The 26,678-nt window shown below is 62.5% G+C and carries 30 protein-coding genes and 2 tRNA genes; 8 read left to right on the forward strand and 24 right to left on the reverse strand.

What is annotated here, in order from left to right; all coding sequences use genetic code 11:
- Nucleotides 1-616 (reverse strand): SDR family NAD(P)-dependent oxidoreductase (locus Q8S60_RS01140; RefSeq protein WP_305668272.1); only part of this gene is annotated, 616 nt, incomplete at its 3' end.
- 99 nt (nucleotides 617-715) lie between these two features.
- Here Q8S60_RS01140 and Q8S60_RS01145 point away from each other — a divergent pair.
- Nucleotides 716-2,323 (forward strand): alpha-glucosidase family protein, encoded by a 1,608-nt coding sequence (locus tag Q8S60_RS01145; RefSeq protein ID WP_305277999.1) that lies wholly within the window; start codon nucleotides 716-718, stop codon nucleotides 2,321-2,323.
- 2 nt (nucleotides 2,324-2,325) lie between these two features.
- Here Q8S60_RS01145 and Q8S60_RS01150 read toward each other — a convergent pair whose 3' ends face one another.
- From Q8S60_RS01150 to Q8S60_RS01240, 19 genes are all read right to left on the reverse strand, one after another.
- Nucleotides 2,326-3,945 (reverse strand): molybdopterin-binding/glycosyltransferase family 2 protein, encoded by a 1,620-nt coding sequence (locus tag Q8S60_RS01150; RefSeq protein WP_305277997.1) that lies wholly within the window; start codon nucleotides 3,943-3,945, stop codon nucleotides 2,326-2,328.
- Nucleotides 3,942-4,469, reverse strand: coding sequence for an XdhC family protein (locus Q8S60_RS01155; protein ID WP_305277995.1), 528 nt, complete (start codon nucleotides 4,467-4,469; stop codon nucleotides 3,942-3,944). Before Q8S60_RS01155 ends, Q8S60_RS01150 begins: the two co-directional genes overlap by 4 nt.
- A gap of 151 nt (nucleotides 4,470-4,620) precedes the next feature.
- Entirely contained in the window at nucleotides 4,621-4,956 is a 336-nt protein-coding gene (locus Q8S60_RS01160) for an XdhC family protein (RefSeq protein ID WP_305277993.1), read from the reverse strand.
- A complete protein-coding gene (locus Q8S60_RS01165; protein ID WP_305277991.1) occupies nucleotides 4,953-6,164 on the reverse strand; it encodes a VWA domain-containing protein in 1,212 nt (403 codons plus the stop codon). Before Q8S60_RS01165 ends, Q8S60_RS01160 begins: the two co-directional genes overlap by 4 nt.
- The gene (locus Q8S60_RS01170; RefSeq protein WP_305277989.1) at nucleotides 6,164-7,075 is read right to left on the reverse strand and encodes a MoxR family ATPase; all 912 of its coding nucleotides are present in this window, start codon (nucleotides 7,073-7,075) and stop codon (nucleotides 6,164-6,166) included. Before Q8S60_RS01170 ends, Q8S60_RS01165 begins: the two co-directional genes overlap by 1 nt.
- Before the next feature lie 30 nt (nucleotides 7,076-7,105).
- Nucleotides 7,106-7,903, reverse strand: a complete 798-nt coding sequence (locus tag Q8S60_RS01175) for a xanthine dehydrogenase family protein subunit M (RefSeq protein ID WP_305277987.1) — start codon at nucleotides 7,901-7,903, stop codon at nucleotides 7,106-7,108.
- 10 nt (nucleotides 7,904-7,913) lie between these two features.
- Complete coding sequence (locus tag Q8S60_RS01180; protein WP_305277986.1) at nucleotides 7,914-10,295, reverse strand: xanthine dehydrogenase family protein molybdopterin-binding subunit; 2,382 nt, start codon at nucleotides 10,293-10,295, stop codon at nucleotides 7,914-7,916.
- Between the two features lie 27 nt (nucleotides 10,296-10,322).
- On the reverse strand, nucleotides 10,323-10,787 hold the full coding sequence (locus Q8S60_RS01185) for a (2Fe-2S)-binding protein (protein ID WP_305277985.1): 465 nt from the start codon (nucleotides 10,785-10,787) through the stop codon (nucleotides 10,323-10,325).
- A 97-nt stretch (nucleotides 10,788-10,884) separates the two neighbouring features.
- Nucleotides 10,885-11,538: a carbon monoxide dehydrogenase subunit G gene (locus Q8S60_RS01190; RefSeq protein ID WP_305277983.1), complete on the reverse strand. Its 654-nt coding sequence runs from the start codon at nucleotides 11,536-11,538 to the stop codon at nucleotides 10,885-10,887.
- Between the two features lie 57 nt (nucleotides 11,539-11,595).
- Nucleotides 11,596-13,290: a Na(+)/H(+) antiporter subunit D gene (locus tag Q8S60_RS01195; RefSeq protein WP_305277982.1), complete on the reverse strand. Its 1,695-nt coding sequence runs from the start codon at nucleotides 13,288-13,290 to the stop codon at nucleotides 11,596-11,598.
- Nucleotides 13,283-13,639: a hypothetical protein gene (locus tag Q8S60_RS01200; protein WP_305277980.1), complete on the reverse strand. Its 357-nt coding sequence runs from the start codon at nucleotides 13,637-13,639 to the stop codon at nucleotides 13,283-13,285. Before Q8S60_RS01200 ends, Q8S60_RS01195 begins: the two co-directional genes overlap by 8 nt.
- A complete protein-coding gene (locus Q8S60_RS01205; protein ID WP_305277979.1) occupies nucleotides 13,636-15,141 on the reverse strand; it encodes a monovalent cation/H+ antiporter subunit D family protein in 1,506 nt (501 codons plus the stop codon). Before Q8S60_RS01205 ends, Q8S60_RS01200 begins: the two co-directional genes overlap by 4 nt.
- 10 nt (nucleotides 15,142-15,151) lie before the next feature.
- Nucleotides 15,152-16,657, reverse strand: a complete 1,506-nt coding sequence (locus Q8S60_RS01210; protein ID WP_305668273.1) for a monovalent cation/H+ antiporter subunit D family protein — start codon at nucleotides 16,655-16,657, stop codon at nucleotides 15,152-15,154.
- A complete protein-coding gene (locus tag Q8S60_RS01215) occupies nucleotides 16,657-17,073 on the reverse strand; it encodes a cation:proton antiporter subunit C (protein WP_305277977.1) in 417 nt (138 codons plus the stop codon). The genes Q8S60_RS01210 and Q8S60_RS01215 overlap by 1 nt, the downstream gene beginning before the upstream one ends.
- Nucleotides 17,073-17,510 (reverse strand): Na(+)/H(+) antiporter subunit B, encoded by a 438-nt coding sequence (locus Q8S60_RS01220; protein ID WP_305277975.1) that lies wholly within the window; start codon nucleotides 17,508-17,510, stop codon nucleotides 17,073-17,075. The genes Q8S60_RS01215 and Q8S60_RS01220 overlap by 1 nt, the downstream gene beginning before the upstream one ends.
- A 4-nt stretch (nucleotides 17,511-17,514) precedes the next feature.
- On the reverse strand, nucleotides 17,515-18,087 hold the full coding sequence (locus Q8S60_RS01225) for a DUF4040 domain-containing protein (RefSeq protein ID WP_305668274.1): 573 nt from the start codon (nucleotides 18,085-18,087) through the stop codon (nucleotides 17,515-17,517).
- Nucleotides 18,084-18,458 (reverse strand): monovalent cation/H(+) antiporter subunit G, encoded by a 375-nt coding sequence (gene mnhG / locus Q8S60_RS01230; RefSeq protein ID WP_305277973.1) that lies wholly within the window; start codon nucleotides 18,456-18,458, stop codon nucleotides 18,084-18,086. Before mnhG ends, Q8S60_RS01225 begins: the two co-directional genes overlap by 4 nt.
- Nucleotides 18,458-18,745 carry a monovalent cation/H+ antiporter complex subunit F gene (locus Q8S60_RS01235; RefSeq protein WP_305277971.1) on the reverse strand — a complete coding sequence of 96 codons (288 nt, stop codon included), beginning with the start codon at nucleotides 18,743-18,745 and terminating at the stop codon, nucleotides 18,458-18,460. Before Q8S60_RS01235 ends, mnhG begins: the two co-directional genes overlap by 1 nt.
- A complete protein-coding gene (locus Q8S60_RS01240; protein ID WP_305277970.1) occupies nucleotides 18,742-19,221 on the reverse strand; it encodes a Na+/H+ antiporter subunit E in 480 nt (159 codons plus the stop codon). Before Q8S60_RS01240 ends, Q8S60_RS01235 begins: the two co-directional genes overlap by 4 nt.
- A 331-nt stretch (nucleotides 19,222-19,552) precedes the next feature.
- Between Q8S60_RS01240 and Q8S60_RS01245 the strand changes: the two genes are divergently transcribed.
- From Q8S60_RS01245 to Q8S60_RS01255, 3 genes are all read left to right on the forward strand, one after another.
- Nucleotides 19,553-20,110, forward strand: a complete 558-nt coding sequence (locus Q8S60_RS01245) for a cold-shock protein (protein ID WP_305277968.1) — start codon at nucleotides 19,553-19,555, stop codon at nucleotides 20,108-20,110.
- A gap of 82 nt (nucleotides 20,111-20,192) precedes the next feature.
- On the forward strand, nucleotides 20,193-20,621 hold the full coding sequence (locus Q8S60_RS01250) for a PaaI family thioesterase (RefSeq protein ID WP_305277967.1): 429 nt from the start codon (nucleotides 20,193-20,195) through the stop codon (nucleotides 20,619-20,621).
- Nucleotides 20,622-20,690: 69 nt separating this feature from the next.
- A tRNA-Pro gene (locus Q8S60_RS01255) sits at nucleotides 20,691-20,767 on the forward strand.
- Nucleotides 20,768-20,864: 97 nt separating this feature from the next.
- Here Q8S60_RS01255 and Q8S60_RS01260 read toward each other — a convergent pair.
- Nucleotides 20,865-21,086, reverse strand: coding sequence for a hypothetical protein (locus Q8S60_RS01260; protein WP_305277964.1), 222 nt, complete (start codon nucleotides 21,084-21,086; stop codon nucleotides 20,865-20,867).
- Between the two features lie 219 nt (nucleotides 21,087-21,305).
- On the opposite strand from Q8S60_RS01260, the gene Q8S60_RS01265 reads away from it, so the two are divergent.
- Together Q8S60_RS01265 and Q8S60_RS01270 are read left to right on the forward strand one after the other, a co-directional pair.
- On the forward strand, nucleotides 21,306-21,620 hold the full coding sequence (locus Q8S60_RS01265; RefSeq protein WP_305277963.1) for an ETC complex I subunit: 315 nt from the start codon (nucleotides 21,306-21,308) through the stop codon (nucleotides 21,618-21,620).
- An 11-nt stretch (nucleotides 21,621-21,631) separates the two neighbouring features.
- Nucleotides 21,632-21,708: transfer RNA gene (locus Q8S60_RS01270), tRNA-Arg, on the forward strand.
- A gap of 3 nt (nucleotides 21,709-21,711) precedes the next feature.
- On the opposite strand, the gene ligD is transcribed toward Q8S60_RS01270, so the two are convergent.
- From ligD to Q8S60_RS01285, 3 genes are read right to left on the reverse strand one after another with little or no spacing between them, the layout of a single operon-like run.
- Entirely contained in the window at nucleotides 21,712-24,252 is a 2,541-nt protein-coding gene (ligD, locus tag Q8S60_RS01275; protein WP_305277962.1) for a DNA ligase D, read from the reverse strand.
- A gap of 6 nt (nucleotides 24,253-24,258) precedes the next feature.
- Complete coding sequence (locus Q8S60_RS01280) at nucleotides 24,259-25,035, reverse strand: Ku protein (RefSeq protein ID WP_305277960.1); 777 nt, start codon at nucleotides 25,033-25,035, stop codon at nucleotides 24,259-24,261.
- On the reverse strand, nucleotides 24,965-25,261 hold the full coding sequence (locus Q8S60_RS01285; protein ID WP_305277959.1) for a hypothetical protein: 297 nt from the start codon (nucleotides 25,259-25,261) through the stop codon (nucleotides 24,965-24,967). The genes Q8S60_RS01280 and Q8S60_RS01285 overlap by 71 nt, the downstream gene beginning before the upstream one ends.
- A 120-nt stretch (nucleotides 25,262-25,381) precedes the next feature.
- Here Q8S60_RS01285 and Q8S60_RS01290 point away from each other — a divergent pair, with 120 nt between their 5' ends.
- A complete protein-coding gene (locus Q8S60_RS01290; protein WP_305277957.1) occupies nucleotides 25,382-25,738 on the forward strand; it encodes a BON domain-containing protein in 357 nt (118 codons plus the stop codon).
- A 159-nt stretch (nucleotides 25,739-25,897) separates the two neighbouring features.
- Entirely contained in the window at nucleotides 25,898-26,650 is a 753-nt protein-coding gene (locus Q8S60_RS01295) for a tetratricopeptide repeat protein (RefSeq protein ID WP_305277956.1), read from the forward strand.
- The last annotated feature ends 28 nt before the right edge of the window (nucleotides 26,651-26,678 follow it).

Genomic DNA, 26,678 nt, shown 5'->3' on the forward strand with positions numbered 1-26,678 from the left:
CCAAGGGAATGTTCGACAGTATCTTGTCGCGCGATTTCGGATTTTCCAGAAGCGATGCGGGGAAGTAGTCCGGGCTCTCGATGAAGTTGAAGGCGAGGGCATTCACCTGGATGTTCGAGGGTGCGAGTTCCTTCGCCAGCGTCAGCGCGAGCGAATTGGCGGCGCCGCGCGCGGCGGCATAGATGCTGTAATTCGGGATGCCGTTCAGCGGGGCGGCGGAGGAGAGGAAGAGGATTTTTCCCGCGCGCTGCCTTTTCATCTGCGGCACGGCGGCGCGCGTCATGGCGAAGGATTTGAAGACCAGCGCCTCGAAGGTTTCGTGCAGGTCCTTGTCGGTTGCTTCGTCCACGGGACCGCGCACCGCAGGCCAGGCATCGTTGTTGATGAGGACGTCGAGGCGGCCCTCGGCTTCCAGCACGGCGGCGACGGCATCTTGCGGGGCCTGCGCGGGCAGTGCTTTCACGCCCGGCACTTTCGCCTCGAAGGCGGCACGGGCGGCGGCATCCGCGAAGCTTGCATCGACGCCATAGACGCGGGCGCCTTCGGCGAGGAGGGCGCGGGCGGACGGGCCGCCGACGAAATGCGCTATGTCGGTGATGAGAATGCTGCGCGCCATGGACGCCCCCCGATGAAGTGAAATCCCGATTGTCAGCCCGGTTGCCGCCGTGAGACTGTGTCGGCGGGATGACAAGGTCAAGAACAAGAGGAAGCCGAAGTGGCGGGAGAGAAGAACGAATGGTGGAAGGGCGCGGTGGTCTATCAGATCTATCCGCGCAGTTTTCGCGACACGAATGGCGACGGCATCGGCGACCTGAAGGGGATTGAGGAGAAGCTCGACCATGTGGCGGGGCTGGGGGCGGATGCGATCTGGCTGTCGCCGATCTATCCCTCGCCCAATCGCGACTTCGGCTATGACGTTTCCGACTATTGCGCGATTGCGCCCGAGATGGGCTCGATGGCGGATTTCGACCGGCTGGTCGAGGCGGTGCATGAGCGGGGCATGAAGCTCATTCTCGATCAGGTGCTGGCGCATACATCCGAGCAGCATGCATGGTTTCAGGAGAGCCAGCTCTCCGCCGACAATCCCAAGGCAGACTGGTATGTCTGGGCGGATGCGAAGGAAGACGGGACGGTGCCGAACAACTGGCTGTCGGCCTTTGGCGGGCCGGCCTGGTCGTGGAACCCGGTGCGGCGGAAGTACTACCATCACAAGTTTCTGAAAAGCCAGCCGAAGCTCAATTTCCACAATGAGCAGGTGGTCGATGCCTGCATGGATGTGTTGCGCTTCTGGCTCGACCGGGGCGTGGACGGGTTCCGGCTGGATGTGGCGAATGCCTATCTGCATGACGCGGCGCTCACGGACAATCCGCCGCTGCCGATGGACAAGCGCAGCTTCATGGACTGGGCGCATGCGCCGCGGCTGCAGCAGCATATCCACGACGCGAACATGCCCGAGAACGAATGGGCGATGAAGCGCGTGCGGAAGGTCATGGACGAGTATGACGAGCGGCTGGCCTTTGGCGAGTTTTCCGAGCGGCCGGAAATGTTCGGGCTTTATGCGGGCGGCGTCGAACGGCTGCATACGGGGTATACGTTCGACTTCCTGGAGGACTGGAGTTTCGAGCCGCCGGTGTTCCGTGCCTATTACGAGAAGTTGCTGGCGCCGCTCAGCGATCTCTTTCCCTGCGTGACGTTTTCGAACCACGATATCGTGCGGCCGGTGACGCGGTGGGGTGGCGGGCAAGGCGATGACGGCCTTGCGAAGCTGGCGCTGACGCTGCTCGTGGCGCTGCGCGGCACGGTGCTGATGTTCCAGGGCGAGGAGCTGGGGCTGCCGGAGGTGGATCTCGAACGGAAATACATCAAGGACCCGGTGGGCGACCTCTATTTCCCGTGGGTGAAGGGACGCGACGGCTGCCGGACGCCGATGCCGTGGGAGAGCGGCGGGGCGGAAGCAGGCTTCACCACGGCCAAGCCCTGGCTGCCGATACCGGATTATCACCGGATGCGGGCGGTGGATGTTCAGCAGGCGGATGAAGGTTCCGTGCTGGCGCATGCGAAGAAGGTTGTCGCGCTCCGGAAGGCGCATCCGGCGCTGAAGACGGGCACGATGTCGTGTCTCGACGCGGAGGGGAACGTGCTGGCCTTCACACGCGAGGGGGAAAGCGAGCGGCTGCTCTGCGTGTTCAATCTCGGCAAGGAGGCAGCGCGGTTCGATTTGCCGGAGGGTGCGGGTGCGGCGGTGTTCGAGGTGGGGGCGGTGACGCGGCATGCTGCGGCGCTGGCGCTTCAGCCGAGGAGCGGGGCGATCTTCAAGGTTTGAACCTAATCGCCGCGCCGGGATTCCATCTCGGCTTGCGTGTCGATGTCGGTGAGCGTCGCGTCGTCCGGCATCGGGACTTCGCAGAGGGCGTCGGGGTTTTCGCCGATGAGGTGCTTGGCGCCGGTGTCGCCTCTGGTTTCCATCATGGCTTCGAACCATTCGCGGCCCCAGAGGACGGGGTTGCCGCGTTTGCCGGCGACGGTCGGGACGCAGATGGTGCGGTTTTCTTCCGGGTCGAAGGCGGCGATGAGGCGGTCGAGGTGGGCGGCCTTTATGTCCGGCATGTCGCCGAGGCAGACGAGGGCGCCATCCGCATCGTCGGGCAGCGCGGCGAGGCCGGTGCGCAGCGAGGTCGAGAGGCCTTCGGCGTAGTCGGGATTGTGGACGAAGGTGACGTCCTGGCCGGCGAGAGCGGCGCGGACTTCATTGTTGGCATTGCCGGTGACGACGATGACGGGGCGGGCGGCGCTGGCGAGGGCGGCTTCCACGATATGGGCGACCATCGGCTTGCCGCCGAGCGGCATCAGCAATTTGTTCTGCGGTCCCGCCATGCGCGTCGAGCGGCCCGCCGCGAGGACAATGGCGGCGATGCGGGGTTGCGAACCGGCGGCGGACGCGCGGCCCTCGCGGGGCTGGGGCCGCGAGGGGATTTCCTTCAGGAGGCCGCCGAGGCCCATTCCCATGATGTCCTTCGGCGTGACTTCCAGTCCGGCGAGGAGGCGGGCGAGCACCCAGTCGAAGCCGTTGAGCCTGGGCGAGCGGGCGCAGCCGGGCAGGCCGATGACGGACGTCTCGCCGAGCCGGGCGAGGAGCATGAGGTTGCCGGGATCGACCGGCATGCCGAAATGGAGGATGTCGCCGCCGGCCATGACGACGCCCGCGGGGACCACGTCGCGCCGGTCGACCGTGGCGGAGGCGCCGAAGACGAGGATGGGGGAGAGGCCGTCCGCCGCAAGCGCACGCACGGCATCCGCAATGGCGCCGGTGTCGTGGGGCGTGCGGATTTCGCGGGCGATTGTGCTTCCCATGGCGGCGAGGCGGGCGTCGAGGACGGCGCGGCTTTTCGCGAGAACGCTTTCCTTCGTGCCGGGGAGTTGCGTGGCGACGAGGCCGATGTGGTGCGGCTCGAAGCGGCTGAGCGCGACGGGGGCGGGGCCGGAGCGGGCGATATCGAGCGCCTTGTCGAGTTCGGCGCGGGGGACGGCGAAGGGGATCACCTTCACGGTGGCGAGCATCTGCCGGTCCGTCACGGTCTCGAAGGGGGCGAGGGTCGCAACGGTGAGCGCCTCGCCGATGGCGTTGATGGCGTGGATGCGCTCAGCGTCGATTTCGAGGACGCCGTTCCCCGTCGCGTAGAGATTGGCGCGGCCGGTGAAGGGCGCGGCGACGCGGATGGACTTGCCGGCAAGCGCGTCTGCGAGGGCGGCGGCGGCTTCGTCCTCGGGCACATCCGTGGCTTCGAGGCGGGCGGCGACGATGCTCGTGACGCCGGCCTCCTTCAAGGCGGCAATGTCCGCGCGGCTGAGGATGCGGCCTTTCTTGAAGGTCCCGCTTCCGGCTTTTTGCGAATGGGCGAGGATCGCGCCCTCGGCATCGTCGGGCGCCATGTGGCCGAAGATCATTTGCGGAGCGTCTCCGTTATCTGGGCCATGATGGAGATGGCGATTTCAGCGGGGCTCTTCGCGCCGATGGCAAGGCCGACTGGACCGTGGATCCGGGCGATCTCCTCGGCGGTGAAGCCTGCTTCCGTGAGGCGGGCGACGCGGGCGGCATGGGTCTTCTTCGAGCCCAGCGCGCCGATATAGAAGGCGGGGCTGCGGAGAGCGGCGACCAGCGCGGGATCGTCGAGCTTCGGGTCGTGGGTGAGGGTGACGATGGCGGTGCGGGCGTCCGGCGCGAGGGCGGCCATGGCTTCGTCCGGCCAGTCCGTGACCAGCGTCATGTCCGGGAAGCGGGCTTCGGAGGCGAAGGAGGTGCGGGGGTCGACCACCGTCACGTCGTAGCCGGCGAGGGCGCCCATGCGGGCCAGAGGCTGGGCGATATGGACGGCGCCGATGAGGATGAGGCGGAGGGGCGGGTTGAAGGGGTTCAGGAACCACTCGCCGTCCGGGCCCGCGACGACCGCCGCCTTGTCGCTCGACTGCACTTCAGAAACAGCTTTAATTAACCAAGTTTCTTCTGATTTATCAGATGGATAAACAAGTTTTTGGATTCCATCTGTTAACCTTGTCGCAAGCATTACGGCGCGCTTTTCGGCGCGGTCGCGGACAAGCCGGTCGAGGATTTCCCTTTCCATTTCAGCCCGATACCGGTTCGACCATGACGCGGATGCGGCCGCCGCAGGCGAGGCCGACTTGCCAGGCCATGGCGTCGCTGACGCCATATTCGACGATTTCGGGTTTGCCGGTGGCGAGCGTGTCGAGGGCGCGGGTGACGACATCGCCTTCGATGCAGCCGCCGGAGACGGAGCCGACGAATTCGCTGTCGTCGCGGATGGCGAGCTGGCTGCCGACCGGGCGCGGGGCCGAGCCCCAGGTTTCAATGACGGTGGCGAGGGCGACCTTGTGACCCTCCGCGCGCCAGCGGGCGGCTTCCTCCAGCACCTGATCGTGGTTTGTGGCGGGATCGGTCATGCGGCTTCCTTCCTTCCCGGTCTTTCCGGCTTCCTGCCGATATGGGCATCGGAGAGGGCTTCGACCAGAGAGGCGAGCGAGGCGAGATTATGGACCGGACGGAACTCGTCCACATGAGGCAGGAGCGCGCGGATGCCGAGCGATTTCGGTTCGAAGCGTTCATAGCGCAGGAGCGGGTTCAGCCAGATGAGGCGGCGGGCCTGGCGGTGGAGGCGGGCGATCTCCGGGCCGACGCCTTCGCCTGCATCCCGGTCCAGACCATCGGTCACGAGGAGGACCGTGGCGCCCTGACCGAGAACACGGCGGGCCCAATCGACATTGAAGCGGCGGAGGGTCTCGCCGATACGGGTGCCGCCATCCCAATCCTCGACACGGGCGGCGACGCGGGCCAGCGCCTCGTCTATGTCGCGGTGTTTCAGCTCGCGAGTGACGTGGGTGAGGCGGGTGCCGAAGAGGAAGACGTGGACACGGTCGCGGTCGTTCGCGAGGACATGGAGGAAGTGGAGGAAGACGCGTGCATAGACCGACATGGAGCCGGAAATGTCGCAGAGGATAACGAGCGGCGGCCGGCGGCGGCGGAAGGTCCGGCGTTTCAGCGGGATGACGCCGCCGGAGCGGAGCGTCGCGCGCAAGGTCGCTCGCATATCGATCATCCGGCCGCGCGAGGAGGGGCGCGTGCGGCGAGTGCGGATATCGTCATGCGAGAGGTGGAGGCGGGCGATGGCGGCCTTGGCTTCCGCCAGTTCGGCGGCGGACATCTGTTCGAAGTCCTTTGTGCGGAGCAACTCCTCGGCCGAGAAGGTTTCGCTGCGGTCGATCTCGATATCCGGCGCTTCCGGCGCCTGCGGGCGTGTTTCGCCGAACAGGGCCTCGGCGAGGCGGCGGCTTTTTTCCTCGTCGGTCGCCCCGGGCGGCGTTTCGATCTCGGGAAGCATCAGCGACATCATCTTGTCGAGGAGCTTCGGATCGCGCCAGAAGACGTGAAACGCCTGATCGAAAATCTCGTGTTCCTCGTGGCGCTTCACGAGCGTCGCGTGGAGGGTCCAGTAGAAATCGGCACGGGGGCCTATACCTGCCGCCTCGACGGCTTCGACTGCGTCGAGCACCTGACGGGGACCGACGCGGAGACCGGCGCGGCGCAGCACGCGGGCGAAATGGACGATGTTTTCCGCCAGACGGCCATGATTTTCCGCGGGGCGGGGAGGCATCAGTCGGCCGCCCGCGCGGCCATCCTGATTTCTTCCAGGATGCGGGCGGCCTCGCTGCCGGAGACGCGGGCGATGTCGTCCTGATATTTCAGGAGCGCGCCGAGCGTGTCGTTGACGGACTGCCGGTCGAGGGCGACGGCGTCGAGCGCGGTCAGCGCCTGCGCCCAATCGATCGTCTCGGCGATGCCGGGATTTTTATAGAGGTCCATGGCCCGCAGCTTCTGCACGAAGGCGACGATGTCGCGGGAGAGTTTTTCCGGTGTCGCGGGCGCCTTGAGCTTCAGGATCGCCAACTCGCGCTCCGCATCCGGGTAGTCGACCCAGTGATAGAGGCAGCGGCGCTTCAGCGCGTCATGGATTTCGCGCGTGCGGTTCGATGTCACGATCACGATGGGCGGATGCTCGGCCTTGATGGTGCCGATTTCGGGGACGCTGACCTGAAAATCGGACAGGACTTCCAGGAGATAGGCCTCGAAGGGTTCGTCGGTGCGGTCCAGTTCGTCGATCAGCAGGACGGGCGGGCCTTCGATGGCGGGTTCGAGCGCCTGCAGGATCGGGCGACGGATGAGGAAACGCTCGGAGAAGACGTCCTTGCCGAGCTCGGTCCGATCCTCGACGCCTTCGGCTTCCGCGAGGCGGATCTCGATCATCTGTGCCTGATAGTTCCATTCGTAGACGGCGGCGCCGGTATCGAGGCCTTCGTAGCATTGCAGGCGAATGAGGCGGCGGCCGAGCGCGTCGGCCAGCACTTTCGCGATCTCCGTCTTGCCGACGCCGGCTTCTCCCTCGAGGAGGAGCGGCCGGCCCATTTTGAGCGCAAGAAAAATCACGGTCGCGAGCGAACGGTCGGCGACGTAATTGCCGCGCGCGAGGAGGTCGACGGTTTGGTCGATATTGGAAGGCACTGTCATAAGCTCAATCCAGGCCGGAGCGCCGCCAGGTCAGCCCGCCGCTGCGACGGCGCGCTTTGCCATGACGGTGACGAGATGGGCGCGGTATTCGGCGCTGCCGTGCAGATCGGCGTTCATGCCTTTTGCCGGGAGCTTGACGTTCGCGACAGCATCGGGCGACCAGTTTTTCGCCAGCGCCTCCTCCATCTCGCTCACGCGGAAGACGCCGTTCTGGCCAGCGCCGGTGACGGCGACGCGGATGCCCCACGGACCCTTCGAGACGAAGACGCCGACCATGGCATAGCGCGAGGCGGGATTGCGGAATTTCATGTAGGCGGCTTTTTCGGGATGCGGGAAGGTGACTTCCCTGATGATCTCGCCGTCCTGCAACGCCGTTTCGAACATGCCCTTGAAGAATTCGTCGGCTTCGATGAGGCGTTTCGTGGTGTGGATCTTGGCATCGAGCGCGAGGCAGGCGGCGGGGTAGTCGGCGGCGGGGTCATTGTTGGCGATGGAGCCGCCGAGCGTGCCCATGTGGCGGACGGCGGGATCGCCGATGCCGCCAGCCAGCGCCGCGAGGGCCGGGTTGTGCTTCCTTACATCCGCGGAGTTCGCCACGGTCGCATGTTTCGTCGCGGCGCCGATCATGATGGCGTCGCCCTCCGCGCGGATGAAATCGAGTTCCTTGAGGCCGCCGATGTCGATCACGTCGCTCGGCATGGCGAGGCGTTGCTTCAGTGTGGGGATCAGCGTCTGCCCGCCCGCCAGCAGTTTCGGATCGTCGGCTTTCGCGAGCAGGGCTTCCGCGTCGGCAAGCGATTTCGGACGCTCATAATTGAACTGATACATGGCGGTCTCCTTATTCGGCGGCGGCGCGCGGGGTGGCGGCCTGGATGGCGGACCAGACGCGCGCGGGCGTTGCCGGCATTTCAATGTCGCGGATGCCGAGCGCATCCGTAATAGCATTCACGATGGCGGGAGGCGAGGCGATGGCGCCCGCTTCGCCGCAGCCTTTCATGCCCAACGGATTGGACGGGCATACGGTTTTCGTGAAACCGAGAGTGAAGCTCGGCAGGTCGTCCGCGCGGGGCATACAATAATCCATGTAGGAGCCGGTGACGAGCTGGCCGGACTCGGCGTCGTAGATGCCGTGTTCGAGCAACGCCTGGCCGATGCCTTGCGCGATGCCGCCATGAACCTGTCCCTCGACGATCATCGGATTGACGATTGTGCCGAAGTCGTCCACGGCGACGAATTTTTCGATGCGGGTGATGCCGGTATCGGGATCGATCTCGACTTCGCAGATGTGGCAGCCGGCGGGAAAGGTGAAGTTGGTAGGATCGTAGAAGGCGCCTTCCTTGAGGCCGGGCTCGATATCGGCGGAGGGAAAACCATGCGCCGTATAGGCGGACAGCGCGAGCTGCGCCCAGGGCAAGGATTTGTCGGTGCCTTGCACAGTGAAGGTGCCGTTCTCGAAGACGATGTCCTCGACAGCAGCCTCCATCAGATGGGCGGCGATCTTTTTGGCCTTGGCTTCCACCTTGTCGAGCGCCTTCACGATGGCGCTCATGCCGACGGCGCCGGAGCGCGAGCCATAGGTGCCCATGCCGAACTGCACCTTGTCGGTATCGCCATGGACGATCTCCACCTGTTCCATCGGGATGCCGAGGCGGGAGGCGACGAGTTGGGCGAAGGTGGTTTCGTGGCCCTGGCCGTGGCTGTGCGAGCCGGTGAGGACTTCGACATTGCCGGTCGGGTTCACGCGGACTTCGGCACTTTCCCAGAGACCGACACCCGCGCCGAGCGAGCCGACGGCGGCGGAAGGTGCGAGGCCGCAGGCTTCGATATAGGAGGACATGCCTATGCCGCGAAGTTTGCCGCGTCTTGCCGCTTCCGACTTGCGGGCGGGGAAGCCTGCGTAGTCGATCGCCTTCATCGCGGCGTCGAGCGAGGCTTCGTAGTCGCCGGCGTCGTAATTCATGATGACGGGCGTCTGGTGCGGGAAAGTCCGAATGTAGTTGCGGCGGCGGATTTCGGCGGGGTCGATGCCGGTTTCACGGGCGGCCGTTTCGACCATGCGCTCCACAAGATAGGTCGCTTCCGGGCGGCCTGCACCGCGATAGGCGTCGACGGGTGCTGTGTGGGTGTAGACGCCATCGACTTCGACATAGATGGCCGGGATGTCGTATTGGCCGGAAAGCAGCGTGCCGTAGAGATAGGTCGGCACGGAAGCCGAGAAGGTCGAGAGGTAGGCGCCGAGATTGGCGATCGTCTTGACGCGAAGGGCGAGGAATTTGCCGTTGCCGTCGAGCGCCAGTTCTGCGTGGCTCAGGTGGTCGCGGCCATGGGCGTCCGACAGGAAGGCTTCGGAGCGGTCGCCTGTCCATTTGATCGGGCGGCCGACTTTTGCCGCCGCCCAGACGCAGGCGGTTTCTTCCGCATAGATGAAAATCTTGGAGCCGAAGCCGCCGCCGACATCCGGCGCGATGACGCGGAGCTTGTGCTCGGGTGCGACGCCGACAAAGGCGGAGAGGACGAGGCGGGCGACATGCGGGTTCTGGCTCGTGGTGTGGAGCGTGTAGATGCCGGAGCCCTTGTCATATTCGCCGAGCGCTGCGCGCGGCTCCATCGCGTTCGGGATCAGCCGGTTGTTCTTCAGGTCGAGCTTGACGATACGCGACGCCTTGGCGAAAGCGGCTTCCGTCTCCGGCTTGTTGCCAAGTTCCCATTCAAAGCAGGTGTTGCGCGGCGCTTCCGGGTGGACCTGCTCTGCGTTGCCGTTCTGGCAGGTGTCGAGCGAGATGGTGGCGGGGAGCGGTTCGTAGTCGACGTCGATCAATTCGGATGCGGCGCGGGCGTCTGCCAGTGTTTCGGCGACGACCATGGCGACGTGATCCCCGACATAGCGGACGGTATCGAGCGCGAGGATAGGATGAGGGCCGACTTTCATCGGCGTGCCGTCCTTGGAACTGACCGTCCAGCCGCAGATCAGGCCGCCGAGCTTATCGGCCGCGACATGCTTGCCGGTGAAGATGGCGACGACGCCCGGGGCCTGTTCGGCTTGAGATGTGTCGATGGCGCGGATGCGCGCATGGGCATGCGGCGAGCGAAGGAAATATGCCCAGGTCTGGCGCGGGCGGGTGATGTCGTCGGTGTAGTGGCCGTTGCCCGTGATGAAGCGGAAATCTTCCTTGCGGCGGACCGGCTGGCCGATCCCTTCTCCTGAAGCTTTGTCCGACATGGGTGGCCTCCTCCCGTTCTGCTTTGCTCAGCGCATCTCCTGCGATGCGGCGAGGATTGCCTTCACGATGTTGTGATAGCCGGTGCAGCGGCAAATGTTGCCTTCGAGCTCCTCGCGCACGGTTTCCTCGTCGAGGTCCGGCTTGCGGCGGATCATGTCGACCGCCGTCATGATCATGCCGGGCGTGCAGAAGCCGCATTGCAGACCGTGATGTTCGCGGAAGGCCTTCTGGACCGGGTGGAGGTCGCCATCCGGGGCGAGGCCTTCGATGGTGAGGATTTCGGCACCTTCGGCCTGCGTCGCAAGCATGGTGCAGGACTTCACAGCGCGACCGTCGACATGGACGACGCAGGCGCCGCACTGGCTGGTGTCGCAGCCGACATGGGTGCCGGTGAGACCGAGCTGTTCGCGGATGAACTGGACAAGCAGCATGCGCGCCTCGACGTCGGCGCTTGCGGGCTTGCCGTTGACCGTCATGGCGACAACGGGCATGCACTAACCTCCCTGATTGGCTGGCCTCGTGGGCGGATTGGGATTCCGCAGCGTTTTCCCGAGTCTCGGCTCTCGGCTCGCTGCCGTCAAGCGCGAGCTAGAAGCCGACGAGCCAGACGATCGCGATGAGAGCGATTATCACCAGTGGACCCCAGAGCCAGGGCGAGAAGCTCATGCCGGCTTCCTCGTCCGGTATCAGGGGCACGCCTGTCGGCGAGATGGCATCGCGATCCGGCGATTTCACAGGGATGCCATGTTGCATTTCGTCGATGAGTTCGGGGGTTTCGTCGGCCACGGGCTGAACCTTGCTGCCGCCGGCGAGGCGCGAGAAATTGTCGAAGAATTCCTCGGACATGCGGGCCGCGGTTGAATCGATGAAGCGCTGGCCGATCTGCGCGAGCTTGCCGCCGACCTGTGCGGTGACCGAATAGGAGAGAAGCGTGCCGCCGCCCTCGGCGTCGGTGAGCGACACTTTCGCGGAGCCCTTGGCGAAGCCCGCGGCGCCGCCATTTCCTTCGCCGGAGATGGTGTAGCCGTTTGGCGGGTCGATGTCGGTCAGCTTGACCTTGCCCTTGAAGCGGGCGCTGACGGGGCCGACCTTGGCCTTGGCGACCGCCTCGAACTCGTCATCGGCAGTCTTGACTACCGATTCAGCACCGGGGATGGACTGGCGCAGGACATCCGGGTCGTTGAGCGCCACCCAGACTTCTTCGCGCGGCGCCGGAATCTTGTATTCGCCGGACATTTCCATCGGGGTGTCTCCTTTTGCTTTTCATGCCGGCGTAACAAATGGCGCGGCCGCAGGATACTACATATAGGTCAGCAGCAGCGTCACACCCAGCAGTACCGCGATCCACAATACCATGGAGCCGGTGGGCCATGTGCGCGCCAATGCCCCTTGCGGCCCATGTGCACGATAAACGCCGGTGAGCAGGCGGTCGAGGCGCGCCTCCGTGAGGCGAACGCCGAAGCGCCAGGTGCCGACAACGGCATTTTGCAGCTTGCCGATGGCCGCCGGAAGAAGCCGGCGGTAGGTCCAGTCGGTATCGAGGTTGGTCGAGCGAAGTTCCGGCGGATAGATGCCGGTCTTCATCAGCACGGCGAAGGCGAGCGCGGAGAAGAAGAGGAGCTGGAGCTGCGTTATCACATGCGCGGTCGTGTAGGGCTGATAGTCGACGTCGTAGGGAAGCAGCGCATAAAGCGGTGCGGGATAGACGCCGATGCCGATGCACAGCGCTGCCGTGAGGCCCATCGCAATGAGCATGTGGAGCGGGGCTTCCTTCGGCCGCTTGCCGCTGTCATGAGCGAAGAAGGCGAAGTAGGGGATCTTGATACCGGAGTGATGGAATACGCCGGCGGAAGCGAAGAGCAGGATGAGCCAGACGATATAGTGACCTTCATCCGCGCTGGCGCTGAGGATCAGGGATTTCGAAATAAAGCCGGAGAAGAGCGGGAAGGCGGAAATCGACGCGGCGCCGACGACGCAGAAAACCATCGTCCATGGCATCGTCTTGTAAAGGCCGCCGAGTTCCGAGCCCTTCGCCGTGCCGGTGCGGAAGAGCACCGCGCCGACGCTCATGAAGAGCAGAGCCTTGTAGAGAATGTGACAGAAAGCATGCGCCGCCGTGCCGTTCAATGCGAGCGGCGTGCCGATGCCGATGCCGACAACCATAAATCCAAGCTGGTTGTTGAGACTGTAAGCGAGGACGCGGCGCAGATCGTTTTCAATGACGGCATAGAAGATCGGGAAAAGCGTCATCACGGCGCCGATATAGATCAGCATTTCCGTGCCGGGGAAGCCGCGTGCCAATGCATAGACCGCGAGCTTGGTCGTGAAGGCCGACAGAATGACGGCGCCTGTGACGGTGGCCGCAGGATAGGCATCCTGCAGCCAGTTATGCAGCAAGGGAAAGGCACATTTGATGCCGAAGGCGAGGAAGATCGCCCATGTCGCGAGGCTGCCGAGTTCCATCCGGTTGAAGGCAATGGAGCCGGTTTCGAGATAGAGGAGGATGATGCCTGCAAGCAGCAGCAGTCCGGAGCCTATCTGTACGATCAGATACCGCATGCCGGTGGCATAGGAGCCTTCCGTGCGGCGCGCCCAGATGAGGAAGACCGAGGCAATGGCGGTGCCTTCCCAGAAGACGAACAGGGTTACGAGGTCGGCGGCGAAGACGGCGCCGATGGCCGAGCCAATATAGAGAAGTGCTCCGACCTGCTGGACCGTGTCGCGGAGATGCCACGCGTAGATGGCGGCGAGAAATGCGGCGAGCGAGAAAATAAGGCCGAAAATGTAAGAGAGCGCGTCGATCCGCATCAGGCCGACATGCATGCCCATGAGATTGAGCGATCCGTAGGTGCCGTAGGATAAATCCCAGAAGACGGCGACCCCCAGGAACGGGACGGCAAGCATGGTTATCTGGCGCGGCAGGCCCTGCGGAATGAAAGGCAGGAGGATGGCCGCGACGACATACACAAGTGCGGGGGACAGAAGTTCAGGCATCGAATTTCTCCCGATCCAAATCAAACTCGGGATGCTCTTCGGCCTCGACCGTGTTGGGTGCGTAGTAGTCTTCTCCGCGCTTCAGCAGGACGCGCAGGCCTTTTGCCGAGATGACGAGCGCAGCGCACATCACGAAGCCGTAAAATCCATAGAAGCCCGGAATGTCCTCAATGGGGAAGTAGCTGTGCTTGTGATAGGCGAAATCGGCAGAGGCCAGCGCGAGGCAGACAACAGCCAGCCCCCACACCAGCCGATCGACGTAGCGGGGGTTGTCGACCCAGAGAAGGTGGCGGCTCAACCAGGAGAACGCTTTCGGATCGTCTTTGCTGCCATCGGAGTGGCCGGTCATTGAGTGCTCTCCGGCAAAATCGGTATGTGAAGCAGGAATTCGTAAAGTCCGCCGACGGAAAAGAAGAGGATGATGCAGCCGATGGCCGTCACGCAGATGGGTATGACGCAGAAGGCAGGCGCTTCCGCCAGGCCCCCTTGGGGAGCCGCCGCCGCACCGAGCGAGTGCGCCATTCCACCGCGCGGAGGAACGAAGAAGGCGCGGGCAGCGACAGGCAGCAGATAGGCCACATTCAGGAGCGAGCTAACCATCAGCACACCGATGACGACGAGGTGTTTCGCTTCGGCGGCCGAGAGCATCAGGTACCATTTGCTCCAGGCCCCTCCGAAAGGCGGCAGGCCGATGATGCTCAATGATGCGAGTGTGAAGGCGATAAAGGTGAAGGGCATCTTGCGGCCGAGACCGTCGAGCTCGCTTACCTTCGTCTTGTGGGCGGCTACGTAGATCGCGCCTGCGCACATGAAGAGCGTGATCTTGCCCATTGCGTGCATGACGATGTGCATGGCGCCGCCGACGACGCCCATCTGGTTTGCGAGCGCCATGCCGAGCGTGATGTAGGAGAGCTGGCTGACGGTCGAGTAGGCAAGGCGCTCCTTCAGATCGTCCTTGGTGAGGGCAATGATGGAGGCGATCAGGATCGAGGCGGCGGCAAGCCACACCAGCCATTCGGATGCGCCGGTGCGAGAGAGAAAGCCGACCCCGAAAATGTAGGTGCCGACCTTCAGCATGGTGAAGACGCCTGCCTTGACGACGGCGACGGCATGCAACAACGCACTGACGGGCGTGGGCGCGACCATGGCGGCGGGAAGCCAGCGGTGGAACGGCATCAACGCTGCCTTGCCGATGCCGAAGGCGAAGAGTGCAAGCAGCAGCGGCACATAGACAGGGTCGATCCTGCCTTCGAGAATGCCGCCGGCACGGAAATCCATGGTGCCTGCGATGTTCCAGGTCCAGATAACGGCGACCAGCAGGAAGAGGATCGACGTCGTCATCAGGATGCCGAGATAGATGCGCGCACCACGCCGCGCCTCCGGCGTCTCCTTGTGAGCGACGAGGGGATAGGTCGAGATGGTCAGCACTTCGTAGAAGATGAAGAGCGTGAAGAGATTGCCCGAGAATGCGATGCCGAGCGCGGCGGATATCGCGATGGCGAAACAGATATAGAAACGGGTCTGCTTCTTCTCGCCGGCGCCGCGCATGTAGCCGATGGAATAGACCGCCGTCACGATCCAGAGGCCCGAGGCGACCGTTGCGAACAGCATGCCGAGCGGTTCTATCGCGAAATTCAGCACAAGACCCGGCAGGACCTCAAAGAGAGTGACCGAGGGGCGCGCACCGTCGAGAAAGCCATTCAACAGATAGAGGACGACGGCAAATGTTGCCACGGAGGTGGTGACGCTGACGCCGTCGCGAAGGTTCGGCCGGCTACCAAGAGCGGCGATAAGAAACGTCGCGGCCGCGGGAAGGCCGAGAGCGAGGAGGAGGGCGGTCGTGTCCGTCATCATGCTCTCCTCATTGCCACATTATCTGGGACGAACTGATGAGCGATGTCGCCGCGCGGCTGGCGGCGCCGACCGTCATCGTCGCGGAAACACCGAACCAGACGGACAGGCCGACAAGTATCCATGTGGGAACGAGCATGGAGAGCGGCGCTTCCCGGCGAACCGCGCCTTCGGGTGCCGGCTGGAGATAAGCTTGTTCGACGACACGCCAGATGTAGACGATCGCCAGAAGCGACGAACCCATGATGAGGAGAGCCACGGGCCACCATCCAAGTTCGATTGCCGCCTGTACGAGGTACCACTTGCTGATGAAGCCGACGGTCAGCGGCAGGCCGATGAGACTGAACCCGGAGATCACGAAAGCCGCGGTCGTCCAGGGCATGTCGCGGCCGATGCCGCGAAGGCTCGTTATCGAGCTGCTGCCGGTCGCGTAGATGAAACAGCCGGCAACCATGAACAGGGCGCCCTTCGTCACGGCATGATTGAAAAGGTGAACGATGGACGCCGTGAGGCCGGTATGCGTGAGAAAGGCGAGACCGAGCAGTATGTAGCCGATTTGCGCGATGCTCGAATAGGCGAGCATCCGTTTCAGGTCGTCCTGGAAGATGGCGACGAGAGACGCTGCAAACATGGCGACGATGGCCAGAGGGAGTACGACATTTTCGAGTGTCGCCGCCTGGAATGCATAATCGAAACCGAAGATCGTGAACATGAAGCGCAGCAGTACGTAAACCGCGACTTTGGTTGCGGTCGCGGCCACGAAGGCCGTTACTGCGGAAGGAGCGAAGGTGTAGGCGTTCGGCAACCAGAGATGCAGCGGAAACATCGCGAGCTTCAGTCCGATGCCGATAAGAATGAAGACGAATCCGGTGCGAAGCGTCCGGCTGTCGCCATGTGCGGCGATCTTTTCGCCGAGGTCGGCCATGTTGAGCGTGCCCGTAATCATGTACAGCATGCCGATGCCGATGACGAAGAAGGTCGCGCCGATCGTACCCATGATGAGGTAGTTGTAGGACGCCGTCAGCGCGCGCTTGTTACGCCATGCGCCCGAGGCGATCAGCGCGTAGGTCGAGAGCGACGAGATTTCGAGGAATACGAAAACATTGAATGCGTCGCCTGTGATCGTGACGCCGAGCAGGCCAGTCAGGCAGAGAAGAAATGCGGTATAGAAAAGGACCTGACGCTCCGCCGGGATTTCGTAATCGACGATTCTTCGCGCGTAGGGCAGGACCAGAGCGGCCATGCCGGAGACGATTACGAGCACAAACGCATTAAGCGTATCGACGCGGTATTCGATGCCGATCGGCGGCGCCCAGCCACCCATTTCGTAGGAGATGATCGTGCCGCCCATCGTTGCGATGAAAAGCGATATCGCAATGGCGAAGGCAACGAACGAAACAAGGGTCGCGAAAGCCCAGGCCCGGCGACCGGTGCCCAACATGGCGCAAAGCGGCGCCGCGATGAGCGGCAGCACGACCTGCAAGGCCGGCAGGTTTGCCTCTATCATGGCGAGCATCAGCGGGAACCCCCGCCCTGGACAGCTTCGGCGAATTCCATCTCATGCTCCAAGACCAGAAGTTCGTCCTCTTCTATCGTGCCGTAGGTCTCGCGTATGCGCACCACCAGGGCGAGGCCGAGCGCCGTCGTGGCGATTCCGACGACAATGGCGGTGAGGATCAGGACATGGGGCAAGGGGTTTGAATAAACCGCATCTGGATCGTCGATCAGGATCGGCGCGGTGCCGCCGATGATCTTGCCCATCGAGATGTAGAGCATGAAGACGGAGGTCTGGAAAATGTTCAGGCCGACGATCTTCTTGACGAGGTTGCCGCGGCTGACCGTCACGTAAAGACCCGTCATCATCAGGATGACGAACATCCAGTAATTGTAGTGGCCGACGATGAATTCCAGATCGAGAACAAGTTCAGACATTACCAATCCTCGTCCTTGAGCGGCGGATTATGCCGCGCGAAGGCAACGAAAAGAGCGATCATCACCGCGGCCACGCTGACTCCGACGCCAAACTCGACGGCGAGAATTCCCCATTCCTGCGCATGGACCGGATCGTGGGCGAGGGCGTTGTAGCCGAGGAACGCATCGCCGAGCAGCATCGTGACAATGCCCGTTCCCGCATAGATGAGGACGCCGGCACCGGCGAAAATATGAGCTGTGCGCGGGGGGAGAACCTTCATCATGGAGTCGATCCCGAAGACCAGGGCGTAGAGAATGAAGGCGACGGCGAATAATACGCCTGCCTGAAAGCCGCCGCCGGGCCCATAGTCGCCGTGCCATTGCACGTAAAGCGCATAGAGAATGATCGGTGGGATGAGAAGCTTCGAGACGACGCGAAGCACGGAATGATGTTCCATGGACTTACTCCTCGCCCCTTCGGCCGGCAGACGGTCGCTTGCCGGAGGCGCCCAGCAGCAGCAGCACGGCTATTGCGGCCGTAAACACAACGAGCACTTCGCCCAGTGTGTCGAAGCCGCGATAGCTTGCCAGGATTGCCGTGACCACATTGGGGACGCCGGTTTCGACAGGGGTCCGTTCGAGGTACTCCCGCGCCAGATGCTCCTGCGCCGGATTGTTGGCGGCGCCGAAACTCGGCATGTCGAGCGTGCCGTAGATGAGCGCGGCGCCGGTAACTAGGCAGACGAGAAGCGGCAGGAAGGGCGAGTGCCGGGGCTTTTTCTCCTCGCGGCCGGTAAGGGCGAGCGTGCCGAGCAAGAGGACCGTGGAAATGCCGGCGCCGACGGCAGCTTCCGTAAAGGCGACGTCCACGGCGTCCAGAGTGGCGAGCAGCGCGGCGGAGAGCAGGCTGAAAACACCCGCCAGCATGACGACCGCAAAAAGATTGCGCAGACGCGCAATCGCGATGGCGGTGATCACGAGAAACGTGAAGAGGAGGATGTCGATTACGGCGATGCCGATCAAACTGGCTGTCATGACTTGGCCTCCGCTCTGGCTTTGTCGCCGAGAACATCCGCCGTTTCGTTGCGGCGCAGGCGGGTTGGGCGGATGCCGGCTATGAACGAAGCGTTCGCGACCGCATGTGTCGCCGTGGGGCTCGTCACGAAGAGAAAAAGACCAATCAGGGCCAGTTTCAGGGTTGCCTGCGTGAGCCCGGCCTGGACTGCCATGCCGAGGAGAATGAGCTCCGCACCGACCGTGTCGACGACGCCTGCAGCATGAAGGCGCGACCAGACATCCGGCAGCCGCACCATGCCGAAAGCACCGACAAGCATGAAGCCGCAGCCGACCACGAAAAAGATGCCGCTCGCGATGTCGCGCAGAAGATCCAGGGAGAAAGCGTCCATCACGACTCTTCCGTATTGAGCGTCGCCTGACCGAGGGCGCGGTAGCGGAAAAATTTGAGAATTGCGATGGTGCTCACGAAATTGATGAGCGCATAGAGGATGGCTATATCGAGAAAGTCCGGCCGTTCGCCGATGAAGCCCACAAGGCTGAGGAACAGCACCGTCAGCGTGCCAAAAGTGTTGACCGCCAATACGCGGTCGTAAACCGTCGGTCCGGCGAAAAGCCGGATCAGCACAAGCAGGATCGCAACAAAGAGCGCCGCCGCAACAGCAAGAAACATAATCATTTCACCTGCCCCTCGATCTGGGCGACGCGGCGGCCCATTTCGGCGAAGCCCTCTGGATTGGCTCCGTCGTCGGTCAGGGACTGGACCAGAAACTTGCCGTTGGCGGCCTCGACCGTGATCGTGCCGGGGGTCAGCGTAATAGAGTTGGCGAAGATGACGTGCCCCATTTCGGTTTTTGGCGGACAGGGAACCGCAACCAGGTTCTGGCTGATGGCCATGTCGCGGGAAAGAATGATTCTGGAAACGGCCACCGCCGATTTGAAGATTTGACCACCCAGCCAGCCCCAGTAGAGCAGCAGCGCCGGACGCAGCTGAAGCGGGACGGCTTCGTCGTCGAGAAGTTTCATCCGGTGGGCGAGGTAGACCGTGAAAAGGCAGGAAAGAATGCCAAGGGTGAGCAGGAACGGCTTGAAGTACCCGGACAAGGCGAGCCAGAGCGCGAACAGCGCGATCAATAGTCCAACTGCTTTTGTCATGCTCCCCCTGCGAGCGAAAGGCCATGGCACGACGCCGGCTGCCCGGCTTGCGTAGCCGGGAACCGCACTTCGTTGCGCGGCCGACGAGGACCGCCATTCGCCGAGTGCGCCGGAATCCCTTGATGGGTGCCAATATGCAATGCGCTCATGAGCAGGGCAAGAAAGACCGGATTTCGCAATGTCGATTTCCGGATGCCGGGCCGCTTTCAATGCTTAACCGACACTGTTATAGTTGTCATAATCTACATGGGGGGTCTGGGGGAGGAACCACGGACCAGTGAGAAATTCCGGTGCGGCCAATACTGAGGCCAAACCTATATTGACTGACCGGATGTCTATCGTGGTGGGGATGGAAGAGCGTTTAGAAAGTACGGCGGATTCCGTCGACGTGTCTTTCGAAGTTACCGGCGTCGTCAAATGGTTTGATGCGGTCAAGGGATACGGCTTCATCATTCCGGAAGACGGGGGGGACGATGTACTCGTGCATCTGTCCTGCCTGAAGCAGGCCGGACGGGAAGTACTCGACGAAGGGGCGACCGTCACCTGCGAGGTGGTGCGTCGGCCCAAAGGCAATCAAGCCATCCGTGTCGTCGATGTCGACGACACGACCGCAATCAAAACCGTCAGCGGGAGCGCCCGTCAGGCAAACCGATCACCTGTCACCGGGGTGGTCCCGATCGGCGATTTCGAAATCGCCATCGTCAAATGGTTCAACCGCGCACGCGGCTATGGTTTCGTGACGCGGGGCGAGGGAACGCCGGACATCTTCGTGCACATGGAGACGCTGCGCCGTTACGGGATTCGTGACCTGTTGCCTGGCCAGCAGATCAATGTGCGGTTCGGCGAAGGTCCGAAAGGGCTGATGGTGGCGGAGATCGCACCGGACTGACGCCGGTTCGATTATCTCTCCGGCCATGCTATAGGACCGCACGCGATTTTGCGGCGATGCCATATTTTTCCTGCGCGGTCCGATGAACAGCGACGACGACAACCCGCCGGAGGGCTTTGTTCCTTCGACGAGCCGGGGTCCCTACACCAGCCATAATGGTCCGTTCTTTCACAAGGTGACGGAAGACGGTTTCGTGCATGGCGTGCGGATCAAGAAGCGGCACTGCAATTCGCGCGGTATCACGCATGGCGGGATGCTGATGGCGTTTGCCGACGGCCTTCTCGGTACGGCGGTGTGGCGGGAAACGCAGACGGTGGCGCTGACGGTACGGATGAATTCGGATTTTCTGTCATCAGCCCGACCGGGCGACTGGCTCGAGGGTACGGCCCGTGTGACCAAAGCGACGAAATCGGTCGCCTTTTGCGAGGCCGAGCTTCATGTCGGCGGGCGCCCCGTCCTCAAGGCGAGTGGTGTCTTCAAGTTGATGCAACGCCACAAGGACGTAAATTAGCTGCTTCAAGCAGTGTTGCGGCGCCCGGCATATCGGGTGTATTGCAGGGCCGACCGCAGCAGCGGATGTCGGGGCGTAGCGCAGCCTGGTAGCGCATCTGGTTTGGGACCAGAGGGTCGGGAGTTCGAATCTCTCCGCCCCGACCAATCGTCTTTCTGTCCAGCCGAAGCCGAAAATCAAAAGGGAGCCCCGTTACCGGGACTCCCTTTGTGGCTGTTTGTGTACTGCTGTGACGCAGGCCGGTCAGGCCGCGTGCGGCAAGACAAGTCCGACCTCGGCCCGGTCGAGCCACCAGGCGCGGGATGCGAGGCGCTCGACGCTCCGGGCAGACCAGAGCGAGGTGCCGGTGCTCGTGGCCGGGCCTGTCAGGTCCAGGATGCATTCGATATCGAGGCTGTTGAAGCCTTGGGCGGCAAGAAGGGCGGTGGCGGTATCGCGGTCGAGATAACGGGGCGGAATGCTCATGGGGGGACTCCTCCGACCTTGGGGGCTGCATTCTTCTTGGCGGTCGCAGGTCCAGATCTTCGCCGTTTTGAGACGTTTCGGCCTCTGGCGAAGCTTTTCTTGGCCTCTTTGCTGTCTCTGCGATGGCCTTGTTGTCGCTTGCAAATTCGGCTCTTTTAGGGCGATAAGAATAAAATTTCACGACGGCCCAGTTTGAGATTGGGACCGAACTGCGAGGGAATGGATTTGGCACGCGCGCGCATCTACAAACCGGCCAAAACGGCCATGCAGTCCGGCCGGGCGAAAACAAAGAAGTGGGTTCTGGAATTCGAGCCCGGCAGCGCGCGCCATGTCGAGCCGCTGATGGGCTGGACAAGTTCCCGCGATACGAATGCACAGGTGCTGCTGCGCTTCGACAGCAAGGAAGAAGCGGTCGCCTATGCGGATAAGCACGGTATCGAATATCAGATCTTCGAGCCGAAGGGACGGCGGCGCACCATCAAGTCCTACGCCGACAATTTCAAGTTCGGCCGGCAGGGTCTCTGGACCCATTGAGGCTGCTTCCCGGTCCCGTAGCTCAACCGGATAGAGCAACAGATTTCTAATCTGTCGGTTGCAGGTTCGAGTCCTGCCGGGATCGCCAGCGTCAGAGGTCGACGCCGAGCGCGCGCAGCGCGGATGCCTTCAGCGATTGACGCACCGAGCCATAGTCTTTCCACGGATCGGCGCGACGCTCGGCGAATGCGGTTTCAATCGTCATTTCGTCGCCCGAGCGGGCCTTGCCCAAACCACTCCAGCTCACTGGCCATGCTACCGGCGCGCCTTTGCGTGCCCGCGGCGAATAGGGCGCGATCGCGGTCGAGGAGCGATCATTGCGCAGATAGTCGATGAAGATGCGCCCGGTGCGTTTCGACTTCGTCATCTTCGCGAGGTAGCGGTCAGGAGCGTCCGCCGACATGCGTTCGGCCAGCGCGCGCGTGAAGGCCTTGATCACGGGCCACTCGTGGCGGCGCGTGAGAGGCGCGACAACATGGATACCCTTGCCGCCGGTGAGCATCGGGAAGCTTCTCAGTTCCAGCGCTTCCAGCAGGGCGCGCATACGCTCCGCGCCTTCGATGACGGCATCGAAGGGAAGGTCCGGATCCGGATCGAGATCGAAGACAATTCTGTCCGGCCGCTCCACGTCATCGACATGCGAACCCCAAATATGGAGCTCCAGGACGCCCATCTGCGCGGCGGAGACGAGCCCTTTGGTATCGGTCAAGTAAATATAGTCTTCCCGCTCCCTGGAGCCCTTTACGGGCAGTTCCTTGAAGCCTGGGGAAAGGCTCGATCCCGCGTGCCGCTGAAAGAAACATTTCTTCTGCGATCCCTGAGGGCAGCGCACGAGGCTGAGCAGACGGTTTGCCAGGTGAGGCAGCATCAGATCGGCGGCCTTCTGCATGTACCGGACAAGCTCCAGCTTCGTGACGCCCTGCTCCGGAAAAAGAACGCGGTCGGGATGCGTGATGTGGACGCCTTCGATAATCGTTCCGTCGTTCGCTTTCGTGACAGGTTCTTCTTCGCTCGACATTTTCTCGACCTCCTTCACGGGAGCCGGTGTTTCGCGTGTGACGGCACTGGCGGGCTTGTCCTCGCGGAGGCCGAGATAGCGTGCGTGCCGGACGATGCCGTCATGTGTGAACTCCGCGAATCCGATCTGGGCGACGAGCTCCGGGCGAACCCAGCGTACACGGCGCTTTATGTCCGAGGGAACTTCATCCTCCAGCGGCGAGGTTCGCCGGGCGAGCGCCGCGAATCGTCTGGCGAGCGCCTTGAGGTCGCTTTGCGAGAAGCCGGTGCCGACCCTTCCGGCATAGCGGAGCTTGCCGCCTTCGCGGATCGCGAGGAGCAGCGACGAAAATGCCCGGCCGCGTTCGGACGGAGACCAGCCGACAATCACGAATTCCTGTTCGTGCTGACATTTGATCTTCAGCCACGTCTTGCCGCGTCCCGAGCGATATGGCCGGTCGGCGCGCTTGGCAATCACGCCTTCGAAGCCGCGCTTGCAGAGCGTTTCGAGCATTGCCTCGCCGTGGCCCTCGACATGATCGGTGTAAAAAACCGGTCCCTTTTTTCCTGCCGCGCCAAGCAGCGCCTTCAGCCGTTCCTTGCGTTCGATCAGTGGTTTTTTGCGTAGATCTTCCCCTTCGGAGAAGAGGAGATCGAACGCGAAAAACGACAGCTTGCCGTTCCACTCGCCTTTCAGGGTGCGTTGCAAGGCGCTGAAACTGGAGCGGCCTTGTCTGTCGGTAACGACGATTTCGCCGTCGATCAGGGCGCGGTCCAGATCGAGATCCGCGAAGGCAGCTCCAAGGGCGCCGTAACGGTCGGTCCAATCGAGGCCGCTTCGCGTGTAAATGCGGGCCTCGTTGCCAGCAACAGATGCGAGTGCGCGATAGCCATCGAATTTCATTTCGAAAAGCCATTCATCTCCCGACGGCGTGTCGTCGACCAAGGTCGCCAATGCCGGCTCGATGAAGCGGGGCAGGGACTGCTTCTTTCTCCGCGCGGGCGACTTCCGTTTCGATCCGACCTTTTGCGCAGTGCCTTTGTCCCAGACAAGGTTCGGTGCTTCGGACACGTCCTCCCTGGCGCGGCCTGAAGAGACGCTGGTCTTGTATTCCTCGACGGGGTCCTCGGTGTCGCTTGCCTCTTCGTCGCGCTCTTTTATGAGCAGCCAGTTTTCGCGCTTCGGATCGCGCTCACCCTTGAAGCGAACCAGCGCCCACCTTCCTTTCAGACGTTCGCCATGCAATTCGAAAGCGAGCTTTCCCTTCTTCAGACCCTCATGCGGGTCGCCGATAGGTTCCCATTCGCCGCGGTCCCACAGCAGCACGGTGCCGGCGCCGTAGTGTCCTTCGGGAATATTGCCTTCGAAACTTATGTAGTCGACGGGATGGTCTTCAGTTCGCACGGCAAGGCGCTTGACCGCAGGATCGAGACTTGGGCCCTTGGTGATCGCCCAGCTTTTGAGTACGCCATCCAGCTCGAGACGCAGATCGTAGTGAAGTCTGCGGGCGTGATGCATCTGGATCGAATAGCCGTGCCCCGCCCGGCGGGCCTTCTTGCCCCGGGGCTCGGGCGTCTTGTCGAAGTGACGCTTCGCCCAGTAGGTTTCGAGGCCGGACGATTTCTGTCGTGCCATCGCACGCTAACCTGTCTTGCGCTTCGCGGGCGCGCGCTTTGCCGCGGCGGGCTTGCCTCCACCCTTGACCGAACGCTTCAGAGCCTCCACGAGATCGATTACCTGCGCTCCCCCGCCGGGCGCTTCCTCCTCGGCCACGGCAATCGGCTTCTTTCGCTTTGCCTTGGCCTCGATGAGTTCGCGGACTGCTTCGGTGTATTGATCCTTGAAATACTTCGGATCGAAAGGCGCGGTCTTGCGCTCGATCAATTCTTCGGCAAGCGAGAGCAGTTCCTTTTCCGGCTCTTCATCGTCCGTGGCGGTGAAATAGGGTGTAGCGCTACGGACTTCGTCGGCGAAGCGGAGTGTTTCGAGCAGAAGGCCGTTGCCGCAAGGCTTCAGTGTTGCGATGTGCTCGCGGCCGCGCATGACGAACTGGCCGATGCCGACCTTGCCGGACGCGCGCAGGGCATCGCGCAGCACGCGGTACCCTTCTTCGGCGAGATTGTCGTCCGGTACCACGTAGTAAGGACGGTCGAACCAGAGCGGCTCGATTTCTCCCTGCTTCACGAACTGAACGAGATCGAGCGTTCTTTTGGTTTCGAGCTTCAGGCTTTCGATTTCGTCCGGTTCGAGCAGGACGTAGTGGCCCTTTTCGAATTCGAAACCCTTGACGATCTCATCGGTGTCGACCGGCCCAATTCCCGGCACGATCTTCTGGTAGCGGATACGCTTACCCGATGGTTCGTGGACCTGATGAAACTCGATACGTGCGCCCGTCTTGGTGGCCGGAAAAATCTTCACGGGCAAGGAAACCAGCGCCAGCCGAAGATTGCCGCTCCAGACAGCACGCGCGGAGCCGATTGCTGAGGCCGAAGATTTCTTCCGGGATCGCGATTGTTGCGCCGGTTTTTTCTTCGCGGCGCTGCTTCGGCTGGATGTGCTGCGTTTCGCCATTGCGGATGCGTGTTTTCTCTTTTGAGGGGGCCCTCTCGGCGAGGATGTTCGACAAGTAAATAAACAAACGCATTGGGGACTGTGCCGGTTCCGTTCGCGTATCCGCGACGTTTACGCTCCGTGCGCTTGGAAGGAACACTCCGGAACCTATGTCTTTACCGGGTCGCTGGTGGGGCTCACGCGGAGGCCTGCAGTGGGCAAGAACAACGACGATTATAATCCCGACAAGGAGCGGCCGGGCTATGGCATCTCCCATTCCAATTATGCACCGGTGCATCGGAAGTCCGATCCCGGTGGGGGCTATGAGAAACAAACGCTGCCGGATGAGGCAATCATGCGGGAAGTTGGCAAGCGTCTTTCCGGTGCCAGGTCGGTCGATGCCACAAGGATAACGGTCGAGGTTTCAAACGGCGACGTCACCATCAACGGGGCCGTGCGGAGCGAAGATGAGCGCGAGCAGGTGGAGGAAGCGGTTCGGGGCACTCCCGATGTGGCGAGCATCGAGAACAATCTCACGATCGAGCCGGACTCCGGCTCGTCTTCGCCCTAGTATTACCCATAATGTTATTGGATGGGAGATTGCGGGGCATAATCTGACCAAGCTTTAACTTGTGGATATTCATGAGCTTCCCGATCATGGAAGCTCAAAATAAGAGGCTCGACTGGACCCGCCGGGGAGGCGGGCCGTCCGCCCTGCGGGAGGTGGAAGATGCGAAATTCCGGAACTGTGGCCCAACGCCGTCAGGTTTCCGTCAGCCAATGGTTTGTCTCGCTGGCTCTGCTGACGGCCTTCCTGGTGTCTTTCAGCATGAGTGCGCCGGCCGAAGAGGCGATGGCCGACCCGAGCAAACCCGATCCCTCCATCGAGGGGGCGCCGAACGAGGCGTCGGGAGAAGACCTCTATACGCGAGGGTTCTACCCCGAGGCGCTTGCGGAGTGGAAACGGGCAGTAGAAGTGAACAAGGATCCGGGCGCGGCCTTCCGCCTCGGCGAGGAACATTTCGATGCCAAGGTCGTGGAGCGCGATGTCGAGACGGCCGTCAAATATTACACGATCGGCGCCGAAGGCGGCGACATGCGCGCCCAGATGGATTTGGCCACCATGTTTGACAAGGGCTGGGGTGTGCCTCAGGACATGAGCCGTGCCGCGAAGTGGTATGAAGCGGCAGCCCGCCAGGGGCTACCGAGCTCGCAATACAACATTGCCACCATGTATGAAGACGGTGTCGGCGTCGAAGCAAACAAAGTGAAGGCTTATTTCTTCTATCAGCTTGCAATCGAGGGCGGTTTCCCGCGCTTCGCGACCGAGGCGATCGAGAAGCTCTCCGAAAGCATGACGCCGGCCGAAATCAAGGAAGCGAGCAAGATGGCGCGCGATTTCAAGCCTCTGACGCGAGAAGAAAGCGCGGCGGAAATGACGGCTGCGGCCAAGACCCTCGAGGGTATCGTCAACACCCAATAAGCGAGCATCGCGTGGCTGAAAAAGATCG

Source organism: Parvibaculum sp. (assembly GCF_030694575.1).
Lineage (GTDB): Bacteria > Pseudomonadota > Alphaproteobacteria > Parvibaculales > Parvibaculaceae > Parvibaculum.

What these genes read in the sequence shown, in the direction of transcription:
- Q8S60_RS01225 (WP_305668274.1), bottom strand. Translation starts at nt 18,087, where the DNA reads ATGACAGCCAGTTTGATCGGCATCGCCGTAATCGACATCCTCCTCTTC.
- Q8S60_RS01180 (WP_305277986.1), bottom strand. Translation starts at nt 10,295, where the DNA reads ATGTCGGACAAAGCTTCAGGAGAAGGGATCGGCCAGCCGGTCCGCCGC.
- Q8S60_RS01215 (WP_305277977.1), bottom strand. Translation starts at nt 17,073, where the DNA reads ATGTCTGAACTTGTTCTCGATCTGGAATTCATCGTCGGCCACTACAAT.
- Q8S60_RS01260 (WP_305277964.1), bottom strand. Translation starts at nt 21,086, where the DNA reads ATGAGCATTCCGCCCCGTTATCTCGACCGCGATACCGCCACCGCCCTT.
- Q8S60_RS01185 (WP_305277985.1), bottom strand. Translation starts at nt 10,787, where the DNA reads ATGCCCGTTGTCGCCATGACGGTCAACGGCAAGCCCGCAAGCGCCGAC.
- Q8S60_RS01240 (WP_305277970.1), bottom strand. Translation starts at nt 19,221, where the DNA reads ATGACAAAAGCAGTTGGACTATTGATCGCGCTGTTCGCGCTCTGGCTC.
- Q8S60_RS01165 (WP_305277991.1), bottom strand. Translation starts at nt 6,164, where the DNA reads ATGCCTCCCCGCCCCGCGGAAAATCATGGCCGTCTGGCGGAAAACATC.
- Q8S60_RS01210 (WP_305668273.1), bottom strand. Translation starts at nt 16,657, where the DNA reads ATGCTCGCCATGATAGAGGCAAACCTGCCGGCCTTGCAGGTCGTGCTG.
- Q8S60_RS01160 (WP_305277993.1), bottom strand. Translation starts at nt 4,956, where the DNA reads ATGACCGATCCCGCCACAAACCACGATCAGGTGCTGGAGGAAGCCGCC.
- Q8S60_RS01245 (WP_305277968.1), top strand. Translation starts at nt 19,553, where the DNA reads ATGTCTATCGTGGTGGGGATGGAAGAGCGTTTAGAAAGTACGGCGGAT.
- Q8S60_RS01285 (WP_305277959.1), bottom strand. Translation starts at nt 25,261, where the DNA reads ATGCGTTTGTTTATTTACTTGTCGAACATCCTCGCCGAGAGGGCCCCC.
- Q8S60_RS01175 (WP_305277987.1), bottom strand. Translation starts at nt 7,903, where the DNA reads ATGTATCAGTTCAATTATGAGCGTCCGAAATCGCTTGCCGACGCGGAA.
- ligD (WP_305277962.1), bottom strand. Translation starts at nt 24,252, where the DNA reads ATGGCACGACAGAAATCGTCCGGCCTCGAAACCTACTGGGCGAAGCGT.
- Q8S60_RS01235 (WP_305277971.1), bottom strand. Translation starts at nt 18,745, where the DNA reads ATGATTATGTTTCTTGCTGTTGCGGCGGCGCTCTTTGTTGCGATCCTG.
- Q8S60_RS01220 (WP_305277975.1), bottom strand. Translation starts at nt 17,510, where the DNA reads ATGGAACATCATTCCGTGCTTCGCGTCGTCTCGAAGCTTCTCATCCCA.
- Q8S60_RS01265 (WP_305277963.1), top strand. Translation starts at nt 21,306, where the DNA reads ATGGATTTGGCACGCGCGCGCATCTACAAACCGGCCAAAACGGCCATG.
- Q8S60_RS01200 (WP_305277980.1), bottom strand. Translation starts at nt 13,639, where the DNA reads ATGACCGGCCACTCCGATGGCAGCAAAGACGATCCGAAAGCGTTCTCC.
- Q8S60_RS01295 (WP_305277956.1), top strand. Translation starts at nt 25,898, where the DNA reads ATGCGAAATTCCGGAACTGTGGCCCAACGCCGTCAGGTTTCCGTCAGC.
- Q8S60_RS01150 (WP_305277997.1), bottom strand. Translation starts at nt 3,945, where the DNA reads ATGATCTTCGGCCACATGGCGCCCGACGATGCCGAGGGCGCGATCCTC.
- mnhG (WP_305277973.1), bottom strand. Translation starts at nt 18,458, where the DNA reads ATGGACGCTTTCTCCCTGGATCTTCTGCGCGACATCGCGAGCGGCATC.
- Q8S60_RS01195 (WP_305277982.1), bottom strand. Translation starts at nt 13,290, where the DNA reads ATGCCTGAACTTCTGTCCCCCGCACTTGTGTATGTCGTCGCGGCCATC.
- Q8S60_RS01190 (WP_305277983.1), bottom strand. Translation starts at nt 11,538, where the DNA reads ATGGAAATGTCCGGCGAATACAAGATTCCGGCGCCGCGCGAAGAAGTC.
- Q8S60_RS01205 (WP_305277979.1), bottom strand. Translation starts at nt 15,141, where the DNA reads ATGACGGACACGACCGCCCTCCTCCTCGCTCTCGGCCTTCCCGCGGCC.
- Q8S60_RS01250 (WP_305277967.1), top strand. Translation starts at nt 20,193, where the DNA reads ATGAACAGCGACGACGACAACCCGCCGGAGGGCTTTGTTCCTTCGACG.
- Q8S60_RS01170 (WP_305277989.1), bottom strand. Translation starts at nt 7,075, where the DNA reads ATGACAGTGCCTTCCAATATCGACCAAACCGTCGACCTCCTCGCGCGC.